A 19162-nucleotide genomic window follows, 5' to 3' on the forward strand; every position below is an offset into this window, starting at 1 on the left:
TCAAGACATTAACATCAGACATGAACGAAAATCCCACATCAGAACAAAAGATAGCCATTGTAACCGGAGGAGCATCCGGGTTAGGTTATGCTATTGCTGAGAAATTTGTACAAAGCGGCATCCGCACCATTGTGATTGGCCGGAATCAGGAGAAACTGGACGCTGCGAAAGAGGCCTTCGGTGAACTGTGCTCCACCATTTCCTTTGACTTAAGTAACCTGCAGGGTATCCCTGAACTGGTGGAAAATATTGCAAAGGAGTACGGCAGGATCGACATCCTGGTGAACAACGCCGGCATTAACATGAAGAAGCCTTTCACGGAGGTAACCGATGAAGATTTCCAGAAGATCATCCTCACAAACGTGACCGCTATATTTTCGCTGAGTAGGGAAGTGGTAAAGGTGATGCTGCCGCAGAAACAAGGGACAATTGTCAACATCAGTTCCATGGCCTCACAGTATGGTATTCCGAAAGTAATCGCCTATACCGCCTCTAAATCTGCTATCGAAGGTATGACAAGAGCCATGGCGGTAGAACTCTCTCCGGAAGGCATCCGGGTGAACTGCGTAGCGCCGGGCTTTATTGCCACCGACATGTCGGCCAAAGCCCTTAACAACGACCCGGAACGTAAGAACAAGGTGCTGTCCAGAACACCAATGGGCAAACTTGGCGTGCCGGCAGACGTGGCGGATGCCGTGTACTTCTACGCTACCGAAGGAGCGAACTATGTAACCGGAACCGTGCTACCTGTGGATGGCGGTAACTCCATTGGCTTTTAATGAACAGGACATAACTCTTCCAATCAGAGCATCATACAAATCTTGAACAATGAAATTATATAAAGTCCTTATTGCTCCCTCCCTTTTAGCTGCCTGTCTGGCAACTTCCTGCGCAGACTCTAATCAGGTTATTACAGAGGACCGGGAAACTGCGGTACAAACAGCTGAAACGACTCCTACGTCTTTAAAAGAGGCTTTTAAAGACGACTTTTACATTGGGGCTGCTTTAAACCACAGGCAGGTAAGTAACAACGATGCGCAGGCGATCTCTCTGATACAGGAGCAGTTTAATACCATCAGCCCGGAGAATCTGCTGAAGTGGGAATCAGTACATCCTAAACCTGATACTTATAACTTCGAGCCTGCAGACAACTTTGTGGCCTTAGGCGAGCAGCACGATATGTTTGTGGTGGGGCACACACTGGTGTGGCATAACCAGACGCCAGATTGGGTCTTCGAGGATGAGCAGGGAAACCCAGTGAGCAAAGAAGTGCTGCTGAAGCGTATGGAGGACCACATTAATGCGGTGGCCGGGCGCTACAGTGGCAAAATAGACGGTTGGGATGTGGTGAATGAGGCCCTGAACGACGATGGTACACTGCGCAAGAGCAAATGGCACGAGATAATAGGGGAAGAGTACCTGGAGAAAGCCTATGAGTTTGCCCGCAAGGCCGCTCCTAATGCCGAGCTGTACTACAACGATTACAACATGTGGAAGCCCGCAAAGCGCGACGGAGCGATCCTGTTGGTGCGCAACCTGCAGGCGAAGGGCATTAAAGTAGATGGCATTGGCATGCAGGGGCACTGGGGAGTACAGGATAACAGCCCTACCCTTGAGCAGATAGAGGAAGCTATTGTCGCATACTCAGAATTGGGTGTGAAGGTGATGATCACGGAGCTGGACATTGATGTGTTGCCAAACCCGAGCAACAGGCAGGGGGCAGATATAGACGCGACGTTTGAGTTTGATGAAAAGTATAACGTGTATACCACTGGCTTGCCTGACTCTGTGGAGCAGCAACTGACAAAACGTTATACGGATATATTTAACCTGTTCAGAAAGCACAACGATAAAATCAGCCGCGTTACCTTCTGGGGCGTAACAGACAACGACTCCTGGCTGAACAACTGGCCGATTCGTGGCCGCACAAGCTACCCGATGCTGTTCGACCGCCAGTACCAGCCGAAGCCAGCTTATAATGCTGTGCTGGAAGCTGCAGCGAGATAAGATATATAAGAGAAGCCTCTGGGGTTTTATATCATTAAGAGAAAAGGCTCCAGAGGTTTTTTTTAAGAGATAGCTTGTGCCGCTTTCCTGCTATTGCCGAAGCGCCATTAAGAAGAAGCCAGGCGTTCTGTAGAACCTCTGACAATCAGGTGAGGGTCAAGCACAATGTGTTTTGGCAGATTGTTGTACAAATCCTCTGATCGCAGCATCTTTAAAAAAAGCTCAGCGGCGGCTTCTCCCATAGGAACCGTTTGCTGATCAATAGAGGATAAACCGGGAGTAACCAGTGCACCAAACGATTCATTGGCAAAGCCGATTACTCCCACTTCCTCTGGCACCCGCACCTTATAATCAAGTAATTGCTGCAGCACACCCATTGCTGTAAAATCCTCGAGGGCGAAAACAGCATCAAAGGCTACTTTCTTCTGGTATAGCTCCTGCACGCACTGGCGGCCAAAGTCAAGCGAGAAGTCCCCGTACAGGATGAGGCTTTTGTCTACAGGCAAGCCATATAACTGGAGGGCATCTACATAACCTCTCAATCGTTCTTTGAAAATACCAATGGTTTGCCCGGCTGTAATATGCACAATGCGTTTGTAGCCTTGTCTTATTAAATGCTCTGTCGCCAGAAAACCGCCTTTGTAATCATCTATCGTTACAGCAGGTACCTGAAGCCCTTCTGCCACCCGGTCAAAAAACAGAAGCGGAATATTTCGCTTCTGAATTTCAAAAAAGTGCTCATACTGTGTCGTCTCCTTTGCAACAGAGGCAATGATGCCCGCCACCCTGGAGTTCAGGAATGTCTCTATTCCTTTCTTCTCGCTTTCATAGGACTCATTCGACTGGTAAAGCAGGATGCTGTAGCCGTTTTCATTCATAATTTTTTCGATACCATGCACTACAGAGCTAAAGAAGCTGACACCCAGGCTGGGAACCATAATGCCGATAGTGTAGCTGTGGCCGGAGCGGAGAGAGGAGGCGAGTTTGTTTTGGCGGTAATTAAGCTTTTGAGCTGCTTCCCGCACAAGCTTTTTAGTAGCCTCACTAATGGCCGGATGATCATTCAATGCACGGGCTACAGTTGAAAAAGAAATATTTAGCTCTTTTGCAATGTCCTGTATGGTAACTTTCTTCAACGGCTTGTACTAAAAATTAGAAACTGGGAGTTAACAAATGTAAAACTTCTTTTATCTTTCATAGCCAAAAAAAGGTGTATCTACTACACTTATTTTAAGATTAAGTAAGTAAACACTTGTGAATATAAATAAAAGTTTACAAATTTATGCCAACGTTGGCATAAAAGCTGGCATCTTCTTGAAAAGAAGCGAAAACAAACCCATAAGCTGCTAAAAAACAAAGCTAATATGTTGTTACTAGGAATAGACATAGGTACCTCCTCTATTAAAGTATCGGTAGTAGATGCGCAATCGCAGAAAACGCTTGCTGCGGCGCAATATCCTGACACAGAATCTGCCATCACCTCCATACAGCCAGGCTGGGCGGAGCAATCGCCGGAGATGTGGTGGGAGCATGCCCGGCAGGCCATCCGCAAAGCAAACGCCACTGGTAATTACAATCCAGAGGACATCAGCGCCATTGGCATAGCCTACCAGATGCACGGCCTGGTGGTGGTAGACAAGGAGCAGAACGTACTGCGCGATTCCATTATCTGGTGTGATAGCCGTGCGGTTGAAATTGGTAACAAAGCATTTGATGCCATTGGGCACGAGAAAAGTTTGTCGCACCTGCTTAACTCTCCGGGCAACTTCACCGCCTCCAAGCTGGCGTGGGTAAAGGAGAATGAGCCGGAGACTTATAGTAAGATTCACAAAGTGATGCTGCCAGGCGACTTCATTGCGATGAAGCTGACCGGTGACATTACCACAAGCCCATCTGCCCTGTCAGAAGGCGTGTTCTGGGATTTTAAGAAAGACGCACTGTCGGAGGATGTCATCCAGCACTTTAAATTCGAGAAGTCGCTCATTCCGGAAATAAAGCCTGTGTTCTCAGAACACGGCCAGGTAAAGCAGGATGTTGCCAGCGAGTTAGGCTTAAAAGCCGGCATTCCGGTTACCTATAAATCCGGTGACCAGCCGAACAATGCGTTGTCGTTGAACGTGCTGAAGCCGGGCGAGGTAGCTGCCACGGCGGGTACCTCCGGAGTGATCTATGGCGTAAGCGACCAGCTGGTGTACGACCAGCAGTCAAGAGTGAACACCTTTGCGCACGTGAACCATGCCACCAACGAGAAGCGGGTGGGCGTGCTGCTTTGCATCAACGGCACGGGCATTCTGAACAGTTGGGTGAAGAACAACATCAGTGCTGGCCAGGGCTATGTCGCCATGAATGAGGCAGCGCAGAAGATTGCTGTCGGTAGCAACGGGCTGCGCATCCTGCCTTTTGGCAATGGTGCAGAGCGTATGCTCAACAACAAGATGGTGGGGGTGCACTTCCACAACATCGACCTGAACCTGCACACACAGGCCCACATTTTCAGGGCAGTGCAGGAGGGCATCGTCTTCGCTTTCCGCTATGGCCTGGACATTATGCGGGAGAACGGTATGAATCCGCAGGTAATCCGGGCGGGGCAGGCGAATCTGTTCCTGAGCCCGCTGTTTGCGCAGGCTTTTGTAGATGCCACCAACGTGCCGGTAGAGCTTTATCAGAACGATGGTAGTGTAGGTGCTGCTTTAGGTGCCGGTATAGGCTCCACAGTGTTCAGCTCGCCGGAAGAAGCATTCAGCAACTTTAAACCGGTTAGACTGATAGAGCCGCAGGCTACCGCAGAATATGAGCCAATTTACCAGGAGTGGAAAGCGCTTCTGAACGCTCAGCTTGACAGGAAATAAATTAAATATATAATATTCAATACACAAACTTTAATACATTAACCATGGCAAATCCATTAATAGGAGAAAAAGAATATTTTAAAGGAATAGGACAGATAAAATTTGAAGGTCCGGAATCTGATAACCCATTCGCATACCGCTGGTACGATGAAAACAGAGTAGTAGCAGGGAAAACACTGAAAGACCACCTGCGCTTTGCAGTGGCTTACTGGCACTCGTTCAATGCCAACGGTGCAGACCCATTTGGCGGCCCGACTTTACAATTCCCCTGGGATGAGAAGTCTGATCCTGTTGAAAGAGCGAAAGATAAAATGGATGCCGCTTTCGAATTCATCACGAAGATGAACATGCCCTACTATTGCTTCCATGATGTGGACGTGGTAGACTATGGCAACGACATCGCTGAAAACGAAAGACGCCTGCAGACGCTGGTAGAATATGCGAAGCAGAAGCAGCAGGAAAGCGGCGTGAAACTGCTTTGGGGAACAGCCAACGTGTTCTCGCACCAGCGTTATATGAACGGTGCTTCTACCAATCCTGATTTCCATGTATTGTCTCATGCCGCTGCACAGGTAAAAGCTGCGCTGGATGCTACTATTGCGCTAGATGGCGAGAATTATGTGTTCTGGGGTGGTCGTGAAGGCTATATGAGCCTGCTGAACACCGACATGAAGCGTGAGCAGGACCACCTGGCCCGTTTCCTGCATACGGCAAAAGACTACGCCCGCAAGCAAGGCTTTAAAGGCACCTTCTTCATAGAGCCGAAGCCAATGGAGCCAACCAAGCACCAGTATGACTATGACTCTGCTACCGTTATTGGATTCCTGCGCAAGTACGACCTGCTGAACGATTTCAAAATCAACGTTGAGGTAAACCACGCAACGCTGGCTGGCCACACCTTCCAGCACGAACTGCAGGTTGCGGCTGATGCTGGCTTGTTAGGTTCTATCGATGCGAACCGCGGTGACTACCAGAACGGCTGGGATACTGACCAGTTCCCGAACAACCTGAACGAATTGACAGAGGCAATGCTGGTGTTCTTGGAAGCCGGTGGCGTACAGGGTGGCGGTATTAACTTCGACGCTAAAATCAGAAGAAACTCTACTGACCAGGCTGACCTGTTCTACGCACACATAGGCGGTGCCGACACATTCGCCAGAGCACTCATCTCGGCAGACAATATCCTTCAGAAGTCTGATTACAAGAAGGTGCGTCAGGACCGTTATGCTTCTTTCGATAGCGGTAAAGGTAAAGATTTTGAAGAAGGCGTACTGACGCTGGAAGATCTGCGCCAGTACGCAGTTGAGAACGGTGAGCCTGAGGTGAAGAGCGGAAGACAGGAGTACCTGGAGAACGTAATTAACCGCTACATCTAAGAGGCTAATATCATTAAACAACCCTTTTCCAGTTCAATATGTCAAGGAACGAAAAAGAAACGGCGGGGCAGAATATTCCCTACATCGCTGGAATCACTTTAATTGCCACGCTAGGTGGTTTACTCTTTGGGTACGATACCGCTGTTATTTCAGGCGCGGAGCGATCGGTACAGATCTTTCTGGTAGACAGACTGGGCCTTAGCACCTGGGTGCATGGCGCTACTATTTCCAGTGCTCTGATTGGATGTATCATAGGCGGTGCCATTTCAGGCGTTTTTGCATCCGGGATAGGCCGGAAAAAAACCTTGATTCTGGCGGCAGTTCTGTTTTTTATGTCTGCCCTGGGCTCAGGCTACCCTGAATTTTTGTTCTTTGAGGATGGCGAGCCTACCATGGGCTTGCTCTATATGTTCAATTTTTACAGGATAATAGGAGGAATAGGGGTAGGTCTGGCCTCCGCCGTAGTACCGGTATACATTGGCGAGATAGCGCCAGCCAACATCCGTGGCCGATTGGTTTCACTGAACCAGTTTGCTATCATTTTCGGAATGCTGGTTGTTTATTTCGTTAACTGGGGTATTGCCAGCGGGCAGTCTGTGGAATGGATCAATGAAGTGGGCTGGAGACGGATGTTCCTGTCGGAAGCTATTCCGGCAGGTCTGTTTGGGGTACTGTTGTTTTTTGTTCCTGAAACGCCGCGATACCTAAGCATGGCGGGCAGAGATGACGAAGCGCTGAAAATCCTGACAAAAGTAAACGGGGGGCAACGTGCGAAGGAGATCTTTGCTGAAATAAAGAATACCGTGGAGCATCACTCCGGTAAGCTGCTTTCTTACGGAAAGACAGTCATTGTGATTGGAGTTTTGCTTTCTATCTTCCAGCAGTTTGTGGGTATCAACGTTGCCCTGTACTACGCGCCGCGGATTTTCGAGAGTATGGGTGCCGGTAAAGATGCCTCTATGCTACAAACTGTGGTAATGGGTGTGATAAACGTAATCTTTACTGTTGTAGCTATTCTTACTGTAGACAGATGGGGTAGAAAACCGCTGTTGATGGTAGGTTCCATTGGTATGGCAGTGGGTATGTTTGCGATTGCCGGTCTTGCCTATTATGAGGTCATCGGCATCAGCACATTGGTATTCATTATCATTTACACCGCGTCATTTATGATGTCGTGGGGTCCGATTACCTGGGTTCTGATTTCGGAGATTTTTCCTAATAAAATCAGGGGGAAAGCGGTGGCTGTTGCCGTTGCAGCACAGTGGGCAGCCAATTTCTTCATCTCCGCAACTTATCCGTCGATGATGGAATTCAGCGGCGCTTTTACGTACGGCTTCTATGGTCTGATGAGTCTCTTGTCCTTCCTGTTCGTGTGGAAAATGATTCCTGAAACGAAAGGGAAATCCCTTGAGGAGATGGAAGAACTGTGGAGAAAGAAGTCGGGGAGTGTGCCTGAATCGAATGTAGCAGCAGGTAGATAAAAGTAACAGCTTTAAGCTACATTTAAAGTCAAACAGGAAAGGCTCTCTGTAATGGAGGGCCTTTCCTGTTTATATATGAAGGGTTCTGAAAAGAGGGGACAGCAGGTTATCTGAGCAGGAAATTACGTGCTGTAAACTATATAGCCGGGGGCTTTCATTTAAGAAAGTAAAAAGGTAAGTTTATACAGATTCTGTTTATAAACGCTATACTCCCTCAACATGAAAAAAGAACTGCTTCTTTACGGATGCACGCTGTTGCTTGCCTGCGGTATCCAGTCCTGTTCTTCATCTGCCACCAATCCGCAAACACCCGTGGCAGCAGAAACAGAAAATGCCGACTCCTCCCGAATTCTTGTGTTTTCTAAAACTAGTGGCTTCTACCACGAATCAATACCGGATGGTATTAGTGCTATCCAGAAGCTAGGAAATGAGCACAACGTACAAGTAGACACAACAAAGAATGCAGCCTACTTTAATCCCGATTCGCTCAGTAATTATGATGCCGTGGTGTTTCTAAGTACCACGCAGGATGTGTTAAATGACCAGCAGCAGGAGGCTTTCACAAAATACATTCAGGGTGGCGGCGGCTATGCAGGCATACATGCAGCAGCCGACACAGAGTATGACTGGCCGTGGTATAACAGGCTGGTAGGTGCTTATTTTCTGAGCCACCCGAAGCAGCAGAACGCTACAGTCAGGGTAAGCAATAAAAACCATCCATCTACAAGCCATCTGCCTGATGAGTGGGAGATTTTTGATGAACTCTACAACTATAAGGACATCAACCCGGATATAACTGTTTTAGCAACCTTAGATGAAAGTACCTATGAAGGCGGCGAGAATGCTGACAACCATCCAATTGTATGGTACCACGAGTTTGATGGCGGCCGTGCTTTCTATACCGGCCTGGGCCACACAAAGGAAAGCTACAGCAATCCTGTTTTCCTGCAGCACATATGGGGCGGAATAAACTATGCCATGGGGCAGGAATAAGACAGAAATTAATCCCCTGTACATCATCACAAAACAGCTTATACAAACAAAAAAGGAGCGCCGCTTTCGCAGTGCTCCTTTTTTGTTTGTATAAGCTGTTTTGCTTCTGTAGCCCGGAGGTTAAAATATGAAGCCCATGCGCAGTGACAGGCGTTTATAATTTATCTTTTGCTCTGTTCTGTTGCCCCACCAGTTGGTATCTGTTTTGACTCTTTGTGTTTTATAGCCAACGCCAAAGGTGTAGGCTGTGCTGTTACCGGTGTTCACCCGTATACCTGCGGAAGGGCTGAACATCCAGCCGCCCTCAATTTTCTGCTCGTTACTCTCATCACTCAGGAAAGTGGTCCCGTAGCCTGCATCTACCCCGTACACAGGACTTACTCTGCCTTTTAAAAGCTCTCCGCGAATACCCAGGGCTATGGGTGTGACCAGTACATTATTATAGAAGTCAAAGCCTACAGTGCCGCCTACTACCAGTAATCTGTGAAAGCGGTAGCCGTTAAATAGCTGCACGGTGGGAGAGGCAACGGAAGAACTGAAGTTCGTGTCGCCTGTTTTTCCGTAGAGAAAGCCAAACTCCACCATGCCCATATAGCGTTTGGGGGCATCGGGTGACGTAGCCATAGCAAGACCTTTATCCTGTGCCTGTGCTGTAGAAAGGCCTGCTATCGCCAGGTAAAATAGGAGGGTGAGTAGTGGTAACTGGTTTTTCATTTAAATGTCTTTGCGCATAACTGGTATTTTGCTGAGCAGCTTTATCTGGCTGATGTCGCTATAGTCGTACTGGTATAAACCATCTTTGCCAATCATCAGCAGCGAAGTGCCCAGTGGGATTACATCAAAAGCATCCTGCCCTTTAAAATGCTCCCTCAGGTTCTGGTCTACTTTCAGGTGGTCTTTTATATCGAATACTTTTAAGCCGTACTCCCCTTCACAGAGGAAAAGGGTAGACTGGTCAATCCCCAGCCCATGCGGGTTCTGCATCGGGTATGTTTTTAAATGTTTTGGGCTGCGGGCATTGCTGATGTCGATTACCTCCAATTGGTTAGTGAAGCCGGCGCAGGCATTGCCCGAGCGCAAGGTCACCCAGGCCAGGTCGCCGTCTACCACTACCGGGTCACAGCTGTTGACGTGGGCGTAGGTGGAAAGGTGTACCGGGCTGGTTGGGTTGCTGTTATCATAAATGTGCATACCATTGGTAGACCCTATAAAAAGCTTATCGTCGTAGGGGAAGATAGTTTCAATACCCCAACCCATATTAATTTTCTGGCCTGCCTGTGGATCAGTTTCATCACTGATGTCAAACAACTGCATGTCGGTTAGGCTCACCGTGTATAGATGGTTGCCTGATATGGTGAACCTTGCCATAGAACCACCTTTACCGGCAGTACTCCCCGGCATGGCTGTGGGGGAAGCATTTCCTGAAGAAAAAGAGCCGCTGCCGTCATTAAACTCTAACCACCCGCCCCGCCAGATAGCGCTGTTGCCGTTGCAGTCTGAGTCGTAGGCTTGTGTCACCTTTTTCTCCACAAATTCTGAGATAAATACGCTGGCGGTATCATTTACCAGCATGCCATGCGTCGGAAAAATATTTTCGACGCGGTTCACCAGCTTTACATCCAGGGGATTGCTGATATCCATTGCTACCAGGTCTATGTAACTGTCGGCATAGAGGGTGTTGCCCTTTACGGCCATATCGATATTGCCTGGTATCTCCACAAAATTGATGGTTTGTGGCGCGGCCGGATCTGAATTGTCTATGATGTGGATGCCTTCGTTCATTTCGTTGATGAACAGGTAATTTCCTTTCACGTAAATTTTGCCGGGTGCCTCCAGCACACGCGGACCATTGATTTTGAAGGCACTTCGTAATTCTGCCCGCATCATGTATACAGGCTCCTGTACAGTATAGGTAATGGTGGTTTCGCAATCGTCGGAGCAGGAACTCAGCAGCAGGGCCGGGAAGAAAAGGAGCAAAGCGAACACTTGCTGTAAAATGGGTAGAGCATTCTTTTTCATACAGATTAGCTTTTGTTATGAAACCATATATTGGAGCAAGGCTGGCAAAGGTATACTTGTCTTTTGTTGCCCTTCTATTTTGGGGACCCAGGTTATGGGCAAAAGGTTGTAAGGTGTTATAAAAATGTAGAGAATGCATGCTGGATTTGTATAAAAGGCTTATGATAAAAAAATACAGCGGGCAAAAAACAAGGGCAGCCGTTAAGAGCTGCCCTTGAAAAAAAGAATGGATGTATTATAGCCTTAGCTTCTGCTTCGTCTTTCTGGTGCTTTAATGGTGAACTCCTGTGTTTTGGTGGTGCCATTGGATGTGACTACCTCCACCGTATAAGTGCCTGGCTGCAGGTAAATTACCTTGTTTTCTGAGGGTTCTATCTTTACAGCATCCTCATTCTCCTTCTTAGCGTTGTTCAAAGCAGTTTCATACGCCTGGGCGTTGGCTTCTGCTACAGATAAATCATAGGTCACATAGTTCAGGCCGCGTTCGCTCTGGTCCTGCATTTCCTGCACTACCTGCCCCTTGTCTGTCTTAATGCGGATAGTAGTGTTGCCAGTAGTATTGGTGTAGAACGGAATCGTGAGTTCCGGCTCTGTCGGTTCACTCCAGGCGCCCCACTTCTGGCCCCAGCGGTCGCTATAAAGCATTGTTTTCAGGGAGAAAAGGTGGAGTGGCTGGTTCATGAGCTCTGGGGTAAGCTGTTGCACATGTTCCACGTTTGTCAGGTAAACAGAACGCCCGTGGGTGCCGACTACGAGGTCATTCTCCCGCGGGTGTACGACCACGTCGTGCACTGCTACTGCAGGCATGCCGTTGCTCATGGCGGTAAAAGTTTTGCCTCTGTCCAGAGATATATACAGCCCGTGGTCGGTGCCTACGTACAGCAGGTTCGGATTCTTTGGGTCTTCTTTCACCACATTAATTGCCTCCTGCGGCAGGTTGGTGCCAATGCGCTCCCACTTCCTTCCATTGTCTTCAGACACATATAGATAAGGAGTGAAATCATCCCAACGGTAGCCATTGAGGGATGTGTATACACGGTCCTGCTCGTGGTTGGATGCCACAACCGTAGAGACCCACAGGTTCTGGGGCAGCTTATCAGAAATGCGGGCCCAGGTATAACCACCATCTTTCGAAACCTGAACTACGCCATCATCAGAGCCGGTGTAAAGCAGGCCGAAGCGTTTCGGAGATTCATCTATGGTTGTTAAAGTGCCGTAGCCAACATCTCCTCTTTTGCCGCCGTTGGTCAGGTCGCCGGAGAGTGTTTCCATCTCTTCGCCACGCTTTAACGAGCGGTGGAATTTATTGGAGCCAAAGTACAGGATGTCCTGGTTGTGGCGGCTCAGGTGAATAGGTGCCTCCCAATTAAAGCGTAGCGGTGTTTCGCCCAGTTTGTGGCTTGGCTTGATAAAGACCCGCTCTCCTGTTTGTTTGTTCAGGCGGGTGTAGTTGCCATACTGGGAGCCCAGGTATACGGTATTGTTATCGCGCCAATCCACCTGCACCATCATGCCATCGCCGCCGCCAATACGCTCATATGGATAGCGGCCCCTGCTCGTCCAGCCAGTGCTGTATTCGTAGTTGCTTGGGCCGTACCAGGTGCCGTTGTCCTGCAAGCCGCCATACACGTTGTAAGGCTTGGCCATGTCCACGGCCACGGAGTAAAATTGACCAACAGCTGGCGCATTGGCGTAGTACCAGGTTTTGCCGTCGTCATACGTGATGTTGATACCTCCGTCGTTTCCGTTTATAAGGTAACCGGACTTATCAGGGCTCACCCACAGCGCCTGATGATCTGAGTGCACATTGTCGCCTTCTATGTTACGGAAGGTTTTGCCGCCATCTTCAGACAAAAGCAGTGGTACCCCCAGAATGTAAATCTTGTTCGGGTCGGTTGGAGCCACGCGCACAACGCCAAAATAGTAGCCGTAACTGGAGTACATGTCGTTGATGTAGTCGTCGTGGGTCTTCCTCCAGGTTTTGCCGCCATCGTCGGTGCGGTATACTTCGGCACCCTTCACTTCAGAAGCATAAGTTTCTGCTGTCGGATCAGTGAGGTATTGTGAAAGATCGGCAGGTTTCAACTCACCACGCGCTACCTGTGCCTTCAAACTTTTGGCAGTGTATTCACGCGGGAAGCGGTTATTGTCCAGAAACTCATTCAGGCTTTTGTCGTCCAGCTTCAGAAACGCTTCCGCAGACATGCCCTCAAACAGATTATTGTCCAGCATCTCGGGCTCATCAGCATCTTGCGCTAGCGGGCGGCGGTCGTAATTATCCACCAGTGCATACATGATGTTGGGATTGCCAGGAAACAAACTCAAGCCTATACGGCCCACGTTGTCAGAGTCCGGAAAGCCGCTTTGCGCCGTGCTGATGTCCGCCCAGGTATTGCCTCCGTCCGTAGATTTGAAAACGCCGGATGTTTTGCCGCCTTCCACAAAGTTCCAGGCGCGGCGCTCGCGGTGCCACATGGCAGCGTACACGTTGTTGGGGTTCTGCGGGTCTACCTGCAGGTCTATGGCGCCGGTGTTATCGTCGAGGTACAGGGTCTTCGTCCAGGTTTTGCCGCCATCGGTGGTTTTGAAGATGCCGCGCTCTTTGTTTGGAGAATAGAGGTGCCCGACGGCCGCTACCCAGACTGTGTTCGGGTCGTTCGGGTGCACGATGACTTTACCGATGTGGTGCGTGTCGTCGAGGCCCATGTGCTGCCAGGACTTTCCGCCGTCGGTGCTCTTATATACGCCCACACCGGAGTAAGAGGAGCGGCTGGAGTTACTCTCGCCAGTACCTATCCAGATGGTCTCGTTGTTGTCCCAGTCGATGGCAATGTCTCCGATAGTCATCACCGCCTGCTCATCAAAAAGCGGTTCAAAAGAGAGGCCGTTGTTAGTGGTTTTCCAGAGGCCTCCCGAGGCAAACGCAGCATAAAAGGTAGTCGGGTCGGCGGGTGATACTTCGATATCTGTAATGCGGCCGCTCATAATGGAGGGGCCTGCGTTTCGGAGCTCAAGGTTGCTTACAGGCGAGGCCTGCTCCAGTTGCTGTCTTTTCTCATAAGCCTGCAGCCTTTCCTTCGCGGGTGTGGCTGTTGGCTGCTTCGTTTTCTTCTGGGCCTGCACAGTACCACCAAGGGCTATCAGCAGCGCCACCGAGAGTATACGCTTTTGCATTGTATAAAATTAGAGTAGGTAAAGTAAGAATTGTTTTAGTTTCTAAAGCTAAGGATTTGCAGGGGATAATGGAAGGGGAGGGCAGTTAGCAAGTATTTTCTAAACAAGTGCTGAGGAGGGCAATCACATCTTTCTGCTGCAGCTAAGTTATTTTACTTCTACCTCTTCAACTTTCGAATCTTTTTAGGGTAAAACCATAGTGTGAAGCCGGTAAAGGTAAGCACCAGCAAACCGAGGCCCAGCACGTTCATACTTATCAGCTTAAAAAGGTCGCTGATAATGGAGCCATCGTGGATTTTCTCTATCCAGTCGGAATGCCGCCGCGCCACTGACAGCACCTTGCCGTTACTGCCATCCAGCTGTACCTCCCAGGAGCCTTCCAGAAAAAGCACTTTTACCATGCCCTTCTCCGGCCGCGCCTCTATCCGATCGATGGGGTTGGTGCTGATGCTCTGGGCAGAATCGAGGGCAGCGGTGGCAATGGTGGCCATGTTTGATAAAGGAATCCACTGTTCGAGGTTGGGTATAGCGCCTTTTTGCGTAGGCGGCTGCAGCAGGTCCACATCTTTTTTCCAGCCAAGCAGGATGCCGGTTACGCTGCTGATCAGGACAAGCACTGCCAGCACCAGCCCGAGATAGCGGTGATATACGCGGTAATTGCGCAGTGATCCTGTTAGGTGGCTGATTTTGTCTTTTGCTGATTTAGTGATACTCACGCAGTTCCTTTCCTGATGCTATGATGCCCTTTTGTGATTCTGGCATTCAATATCCCACAATAGCCTCACAATTCCAATTGTAAGCGGTGCTGTGCAGATGATTGTAGTTGGAACTCTAACTATGAACGTTTAGGTGCACTGCTTGCAATCTTCCGGTCGGCTTTGTGATCTTGTAGGTAATAAACTTATCGAATAAACGATGATGAACTACATTTATCCGGCACTGCTGACGTTTCTGGTGTTACAGTGCCAGAAGGAACCAGGTAACCAACCAAACCAACACACAGCGGCATACGCTGTAAGTGATGGTGTGCAATTTGGGCAGGAATTTACTGTAGAGCGGCTGGAGCATGTAATTGTCTACGGAGGAGAGACACCCCGCCGCCTGCATGTCAGTGCCCGGCAATTAGCAGATTCCCGTTGCCCTGCTGATGTAATGTGCGTGCAGTACGGCAAAGCTACGGTGGTGTTATCAGCCTCGAATAGCCAGGGAGAGAATGACAGTATTGAGCTCTGCCTTGGAGATTGTGGTGAAGGTGCTAACCGAAGCGCTCATATCGTACAAGCTACCGTTGGTGAATCAATCTACAGCTTTACATTGAGGGAGGTACAGCCTTTCCCGGGTTTAGAAAAAGAAGGAGAGGTGCAGAAGGCCAGATTAGTTGTGGAGAAAGTAAAACCTGCCGCTAAATAGATAATTCATTACCGTCACCTTCGATACGATAAACAGAACCATTTTATAACGTCCTAGAAAGCATAAAGCCCCCGCAACAACTGTTGCGGGGGCTCTTTTATTAAACTGTCAGGGTTAATTTACAGAAGAAGTAGGGGCTGTCGTCTTTTCCTCTTTCTTCTGTACACTAATGTATTCTACGCCTTTCTCCTGAATCATCCTGTTCAGTGCCGGTATTTCCTGCTCTTTTACCTGCTTCAGCTGGTTTAGCTGCTCGTCTATCTGGGCAGTTATCTCTTTCTTGAAAGCATAGGCCTGATCTGTTGGCCGGAAGTCGCCGGAACTCACCTGGCCAACGAGGTTCGCCAGTTTATTGTTTAGCCGGATGGGGAAGTTGAGTGGATCCTGCCCGCTGCGGTTCTTTGTCTGGTACAGGGCCTCCTCAATCTTTGTCATCTTCTTCTCCACGGCATCCGCTGATTCTATGATGCCTTTGTAAGCATCATTGCCTTTCAGGTTGCCGGTGAGCGTTTTGATCTGGCCGCGCATGGTGCGGATATCTTTGATAGCATCATGCGTTTCTGTCAGTTTGTTGCGCACGTCCATCAGGAAGGCAAACTGTGCCTGCAGGTCTTCTGGTGTTGCTTTTGTGCGTGGGTCCTGCAGTATTGTGAAGTCCTTTTCCTGGCTCTCTTTGTTCACCGTTAGCTTAGCCTTGTAATTTCCGGGTGTAGCCTTTGGACCTTGTGTACCGCCGCCCCAGAGAATCAGGTTATCAAACTTGCTGGCTTCCGGGTAGCGCATGTCCCACACAAAGCGATTCAGGCCCTCTTTCACTTCAAGCTTGTCATCTTTCTCTTTGGCATTGCTGGCGTAGCTGCGGATAAGCTTGCCATCCTGGTCCATAATCTCCACCGTCACCACAGAGGCGGTATCAGGTGTATGCGGCAGGTAGTAATGCACCATTACACCGCCTGGGTGATTTTGGCCGGCTGTTTTAGAGGAACCTCTGCTGCCGCCGTCTACCTTATAGGTATCGAGTGGCTTATAAAGCTGGAACCTTGCATTCGCAGCGCTGGCCTCTAACTGATGCAGCGGCGTTATATCATCGATTAGCCAGAAACCGCGGCCTTGTGTGGCGGCAATCAGGTTGTCGTTCTTAATGGTGAGGTCGGTGATAGACACAAGCGGCAGGTTTTGCTGGAACGGTTGCCAGTTCTGTCCATCGTCAAAGGAAACATACATGCCGTATTCCGTGCCTGCATACAGCAGTCCCGGGCGTTTCTGGTCGGCGCGTACCACGCGGGTAAAGTGGTTTTCCGGGATGCCGTTCGTGATCTTTGTCCAATTTTTGCCGTAGTCGGTTACCTTGTACAGGTAAGGTCTAAAGTCTCCGGACTTGTACATGGTAGCGGCGATGTAGGCAGCTCCTTTCTGCGTCGGGTGCGGATCAATGCTGTTCACCATGATCCACTCCGGCATACTCTTCGGCGTTACATTTGTCCAGTTCTTGCCCTCGTCGCGGGTGATGTAAATTAGTCCGTCATCCGACCCTGTCCAGATGACACCCGGCTCCAGTGTAGATTCATTAATGGCGAAGATGGTACCATAGTACTCCACACTAGTATTATCTTTTGTTATCGGACCACCAGAAGGACCAAGCTTTGTAGAGTCGTTGCGTGTCAGGTCCGGGCTGATGGTCTCCCAGGTTTGCCCCTCGTTATAAGTGACGTGCACGTGGTTGGAGGCGGTGTATAATTTGTTGGCATCGTTCGGAGAGAACAGGATCGGGAAGTTCCACTGGAACCTGTACTTCATGCCCTCTGCACCGTGGCCCATCGGGTTGTCGGGCCATACGTTTACCACGCGGCTCTGGCCGTTGCTGTGATCCAGGCGCTCTAAAAAGCCACCATAGTTACCGCCATACACTACTTCCGGATTTGCAGGATTCACGGCAATATGCGCGCTCTCAGATCCTGCTGTTGTCTCCCAGTTGTCTTCCGTGATAGCGTACCCGGAAGAACGGTGATCGATGCGGATGGCAGAGTTATCCTGCTGCGCTCCATAAATGCGGTATGGGAAATGATTGTCTGTTACCACACGATAGAACTGGCCGGTCGGCTGGTTATCCATGGTGCTCCAGTTCATGCCGCCGTCCGCAGACACCTGCGCACCGCCGTCGTTGGCGATGATCATCCGTGACGGGTTTGCCGGGTCTATCCACAGGTCGTGGTTGTCGCTGTGCTGGGCGTAGGCGCTTTCAAACGATTTGCCGCCGTCTTTGCTTCTGTGGTAGGCTACATTCAGCACATATACCACGTCCTCATCCTTTGGGTCGGCATATACGCGGGTGTAGTACCAGGCCCGCTGGCGCAGGTTGCGGTCGTCGTTTACTTTTTTCCAGGTCAGGCCACTGTCGTCGGAGCGGAAAAGGCCACCCTCTTCTGCTTCTACCATGGCATACACGCGCTCCGGGTTTGCCGGCGACACCGCTACCCCTATGATGCCGAGAGTTCCCTTTGGAAGACCTTCGTTACCGGAAATTTCCTTCCAGGTTTCTCCTTCGTCCGTGCTTTTCCAGATACCTGAACCGGGGCCGCCCGACAGGAGGCTGTGCGGCGTGCGACGGATATTCCAGGTGGTGGCATAAAGGTTACGCGGGTTCGACGGGTCGATGATCAGGTCAACGGCACCGGCATCTTTGTTAGCAAAGAGTGTCTTTTTCCATGTCTTTCCGCCATTGGTGCTCTTAAACACGCCACGCTCCTCATTCGATTTATACAAATTGCCCATGGCAGCCACATATACTATATCCGGGTTGTCCGGATGAATGCGGATGCGGCCGATGTGTTTAGTATCTCTTAGCCCTGTGTGCTGCCATGTTTTACCGGCATCCACCGATTTCCACACGCCAAAGCCTGACGACACGTTACCGCGCACTGTTTTCTCGCCTTCGCCGACATAGATTACATTCGGGTCGGCCTCACTCACGGCCACGGCACCAATAGAGCCTCCGAAGAAGCCATCAGAGATATTATCCCAGGTAGCGCCGCCGTCTGTTGTGCGCCATACGCCGCCGCCTACTGAGCCGAAGTAGTAAAGATTTGGTTTGCCCGGCACGCCCGTTGCCGTAGCCGAGCGGCCGCCTTTGTAAGGACCAATGGAGCGCCAGGTAAGGCCATTATAAAGCTCCGGTTCAACAGTAGCAGTGGTTGTTTTTTTTGATTTGGACTTTTGCCGCTGGGCCTCTGCCGGCTGGCCTGCCAGAAGCAAGGCTAACGAGCCTGCCAGCAGCAGCCTTGGTGAAAGGGCAGCGCGTATTGCTGTTCGCATGATGAGATTTTAAGGTAAAAGAGGTTAGTGTTTGTTGTTTAGTCTCTGCTGATTTTGTTTCAATCTTCAGATTTAGGAATTTTTAGCATGAAATGCAAGAACAGGAATAGGAGTTGGATGGTTCGCTGTGCGAACAGGAGTTATGATTTAAGCTTTATAACTTTCGTAATCACAAAGCGAGGTTAGCTTTATCGTTCCTAAGTCGTATTTGTCAGAATCAGGATTTTTTAGGATTAAGAAAGATTAGCAGGATTGTAAAAGTGTATGAGCTGATACGGTTAATCAGGAACTAATAACTTAAGAGAATATTTGCTGCTAACATTTCCCTACGCCCTTGCTATGGTCTTTTGACCAGCAAGCAAGTTGTTGGTGAAAACACCATAGCCGTCAGGCTAAGGAGTTGTGCGAAACTATAAGTAGCTGTAGCTTTGCAGGATGGAGGTAAGTGTAGAAGGATTATTAGAAGGCAAGGAAGGTCTGCTCGAGCAGCTGCAATCCTTTTTCAAGGAAGAGGAGCTGGAGAAGCTTGCCCGGGAGAGCA

The 19162-nt window shown here is 49.6% G+C and carries 13 protein-coding genes; 7 read left to right on the plus strand and 6 right to left on the minus strand.

All coding sequences use genetic code 11. The features are described 5' to 3' along the window. Positions 1–20: 20 nt before the first annotated feature. Together DXT99_RS13675 and DXT99_RS13680 are read left to right on the plus strand one after the other, a co-directional pair. Positions 21–779: an SDR family NAD(P)-dependent oxidoreductase gene (locus DXT99_RS13675; protein ID WP_115566121.1), complete on the plus strand. Its 759-nt coding sequence runs from the start codon at positions 21–23 to the stop codon at positions 777–779. Positions 780–828: 49 nt separating this feature from the next. Beyond that, positions 829–2007, plus strand: coding sequence for an endo-1,4-beta-xylanase (locus tag DXT99_RS13680; RefSeq protein ID WP_115566122.1), 1179 nt, complete (start codon positions 829–831; stop codon positions 2005–2007). Positions 2008–2114: 107 nt separating this feature from the next. On the opposite strand, the gene DXT99_RS13685 is transcribed toward DXT99_RS13680, so the two are convergent. Beyond that, complete coding sequence (locus DXT99_RS13685) at positions 2115–3143, minus strand: LacI family DNA-binding transcriptional regulator (RefSeq protein ID WP_115566123.1); 1029 nt, start codon at positions 3141–3143, stop codon at positions 2115–2117. A 228-nt stretch (positions 3144–3371) separates the two neighbouring features. Between DXT99_RS13685 and DXT99_RS13690 the strand changes: the two genes are divergently transcribed. The 4 genes from DXT99_RS13690 to DXT99_RS13705 all read left to right on the plus strand — a co-directional run bounded on the left by DXT99_RS13690 (position 3372) and on the right by DXT99_RS13705 (position 8706). Continuing rightward, a complete protein-coding gene (locus tag DXT99_RS13690) occupies positions 3372–4856 on the plus strand; it encodes a xylulokinase (protein ID WP_115566124.1) in 1485 nt (494 codons plus the stop codon). 44 nt (positions 4857–4900) lie between these two features. Then, complete coding sequence (xylA, locus tag DXT99_RS13695) at positions 4901–6232, plus strand: xylose isomerase (protein WP_115566125.1); 1332 nt, start codon at positions 4901–4903, stop codon at positions 6230–6232. 38 nt (positions 6233–6270) lie between these two features. Next, a complete protein-coding gene (gene xylE / locus DXT99_RS13700) occupies positions 6271–7713 on the plus strand; it encodes a D-xylose transporter XylE (RefSeq protein ID WP_115566126.1) in 1443 nt (480 codons plus the stop codon). Between the two features lie 219 nt (positions 7714–7932). Continuing rightward, on the plus strand, positions 7933–8706 hold the full coding sequence (locus DXT99_RS13705) for a ThuA domain-containing protein (RefSeq protein WP_115566127.1): 774 nt from the start codon (positions 7933–7935) through the stop codon (positions 8704–8706). Between the two features lie 120 nt (positions 8707–8826). Here DXT99_RS13705 and DXT99_RS13710 read toward each other — a convergent pair whose 3' ends face one another. The 4 genes from DXT99_RS13710 to DXT99_RS13725 all read right to left on the minus strand — a co-directional run bounded on the left by DXT99_RS13710 (position 8827) and on the right by DXT99_RS13725 (position 14615). After that, positions 8827–9420 carry a hypothetical protein gene (locus DXT99_RS13710; RefSeq protein WP_115566128.1) on the minus strand — a complete coding sequence of 198 codons (594 nt, stop codon included), beginning with the start codon at positions 9418–9420 and terminating at the stop codon, positions 8827–8829. Beyond that, entirely contained in the window at positions 9421–10725 is a 1305-nt protein-coding gene (locus tag DXT99_RS13715) for an LVIVD repeat-containing protein (RefSeq protein ID WP_115566129.1), read from the minus strand. Between the two features lie 243 nt (positions 10726–10968). Continuing rightward, the gene (locus DXT99_RS13720; RefSeq protein WP_115566130.1) at positions 10969–13899 is read right to left on the minus strand and encodes a WD40/YVTN/BNR-like repeat-containing protein; all 2931 of its coding nucleotides are present in this window, start codon (positions 13897–13899) and stop codon (positions 10969–10971) included. Between the two features lie 158 nt (positions 13900–14057). Then, a complete protein-coding gene (locus tag DXT99_RS13725; RefSeq protein ID WP_115566131.1) occupies positions 14058–14615 on the minus strand; it encodes a PepSY domain-containing protein in 558 nt (185 codons plus the stop codon). A 199-nt stretch (positions 14616–14814) separates the two neighbouring features. Here DXT99_RS13725 and DXT99_RS13730 point away from each other — a divergent pair, with 199 nt between their 5' ends. Beyond that, the gene (locus tag DXT99_RS13730; RefSeq protein WP_115566132.1) at positions 14815–15309 is read left to right on the plus strand and encodes a hypothetical protein; all 495 of its coding nucleotides are present in this window, start codon (positions 14815–14817) and stop codon (positions 15307–15309) included. A gap of 114 nt (positions 15310–15423) precedes the next feature. On the opposite strand, the gene DXT99_RS13735 is transcribed toward DXT99_RS13730, so the two are convergent. Beyond that, the gene (locus tag DXT99_RS13735; protein WP_115566133.1) at positions 15424–18621 is read right to left on the minus strand and encodes a WD40/YVTN/BNR-like repeat-containing protein; all 3198 of its coding nucleotides are present in this window, start codon (positions 18619–18621) and stop codon (positions 15424–15426) included. Positions 18622–19162 lie beyond the last annotated feature (541 nt).

Source organism: Pontibacter diazotrophicus, from assembly GCF_003367245.1.
GTDB classification, from domain to species: Bacteria; Bacteroidota; Bacteroidia; order Cytophagales; family Hymenobacteraceae; genus Pontibacter; species Pontibacter diazotrophicus.

Bases quoted from the DNA above. Each gene is read 5' to 3' on its own strand.
- DXT99_RS13710 (WP_115566128.1), bottom strand. From the start codon at position 9,420: ATGAAAAACCAGTTACCACTACTCACCCTCCTATTTTACCTGGCGATA.
- DXT99_RS13675 (WP_115566121.1), top strand. From the start codon at position 21: ATGAACGAAAATCCCACATCAGAACAAAAGATAGCCATTGTAACCGGA.
- DXT99_RS13715 (WP_115566129.1), bottom strand. From the start codon at position 10,725: ATGAAAAAGAATGCTCTACCCATTTTACAGCAAGTGTTCGCTTTGCTC.
- DXT99_RS13720 (WP_115566130.1), bottom strand. From the start codon at position 13,899: ATGCAAAAGCGTATACTCTCGGTGGCGCTGCTGATAGCCCTTGGTGGT.
- DXT99_RS13730 (WP_115566132.1), top strand. From the start codon at position 14,815: ATGATGAACTACATTTATCCGGCACTGCTGACGTTTCTGGTGTTACAG.
- DXT99_RS13680 (WP_115566122.1), top strand. From the start codon at position 829: ATGAAATTATATAAAGTCCTTATTGCTCCCTCCCTTTTAGCTGCCTGT.
- DXT99_RS13690 (WP_115566124.1), top strand. From the start codon at position 3,372: ATGTTGTTACTAGGAATAGACATAGGTACCTCCTCTATTAAAGTATCG.
- xylE (WP_115566126.1), top strand. From the start codon at position 6,271: ATGTCAAGGAACGAAAAAGAAACGGCGGGGCAGAATATTCCCTACATC.
- DXT99_RS13705 (WP_115566127.1), top strand. From the start codon at position 7,933: ATGAAAAAAGAACTGCTTCTTTACGGATGCACGCTGTTGCTTGCCTGC.
- DXT99_RS13735 (WP_115566133.1), bottom strand. From the start codon at position 18,621: ATGCGAACAGCAATACGCGCTGCCCTTTCACCAAGGCTGCTGCTGGCA.
- xylA (WP_115566125.1), top strand. From the start codon at position 4,901: ATGGCAAATCCATTAATAGGAGAAAAAGAATATTTTAAAGGAATAGGA.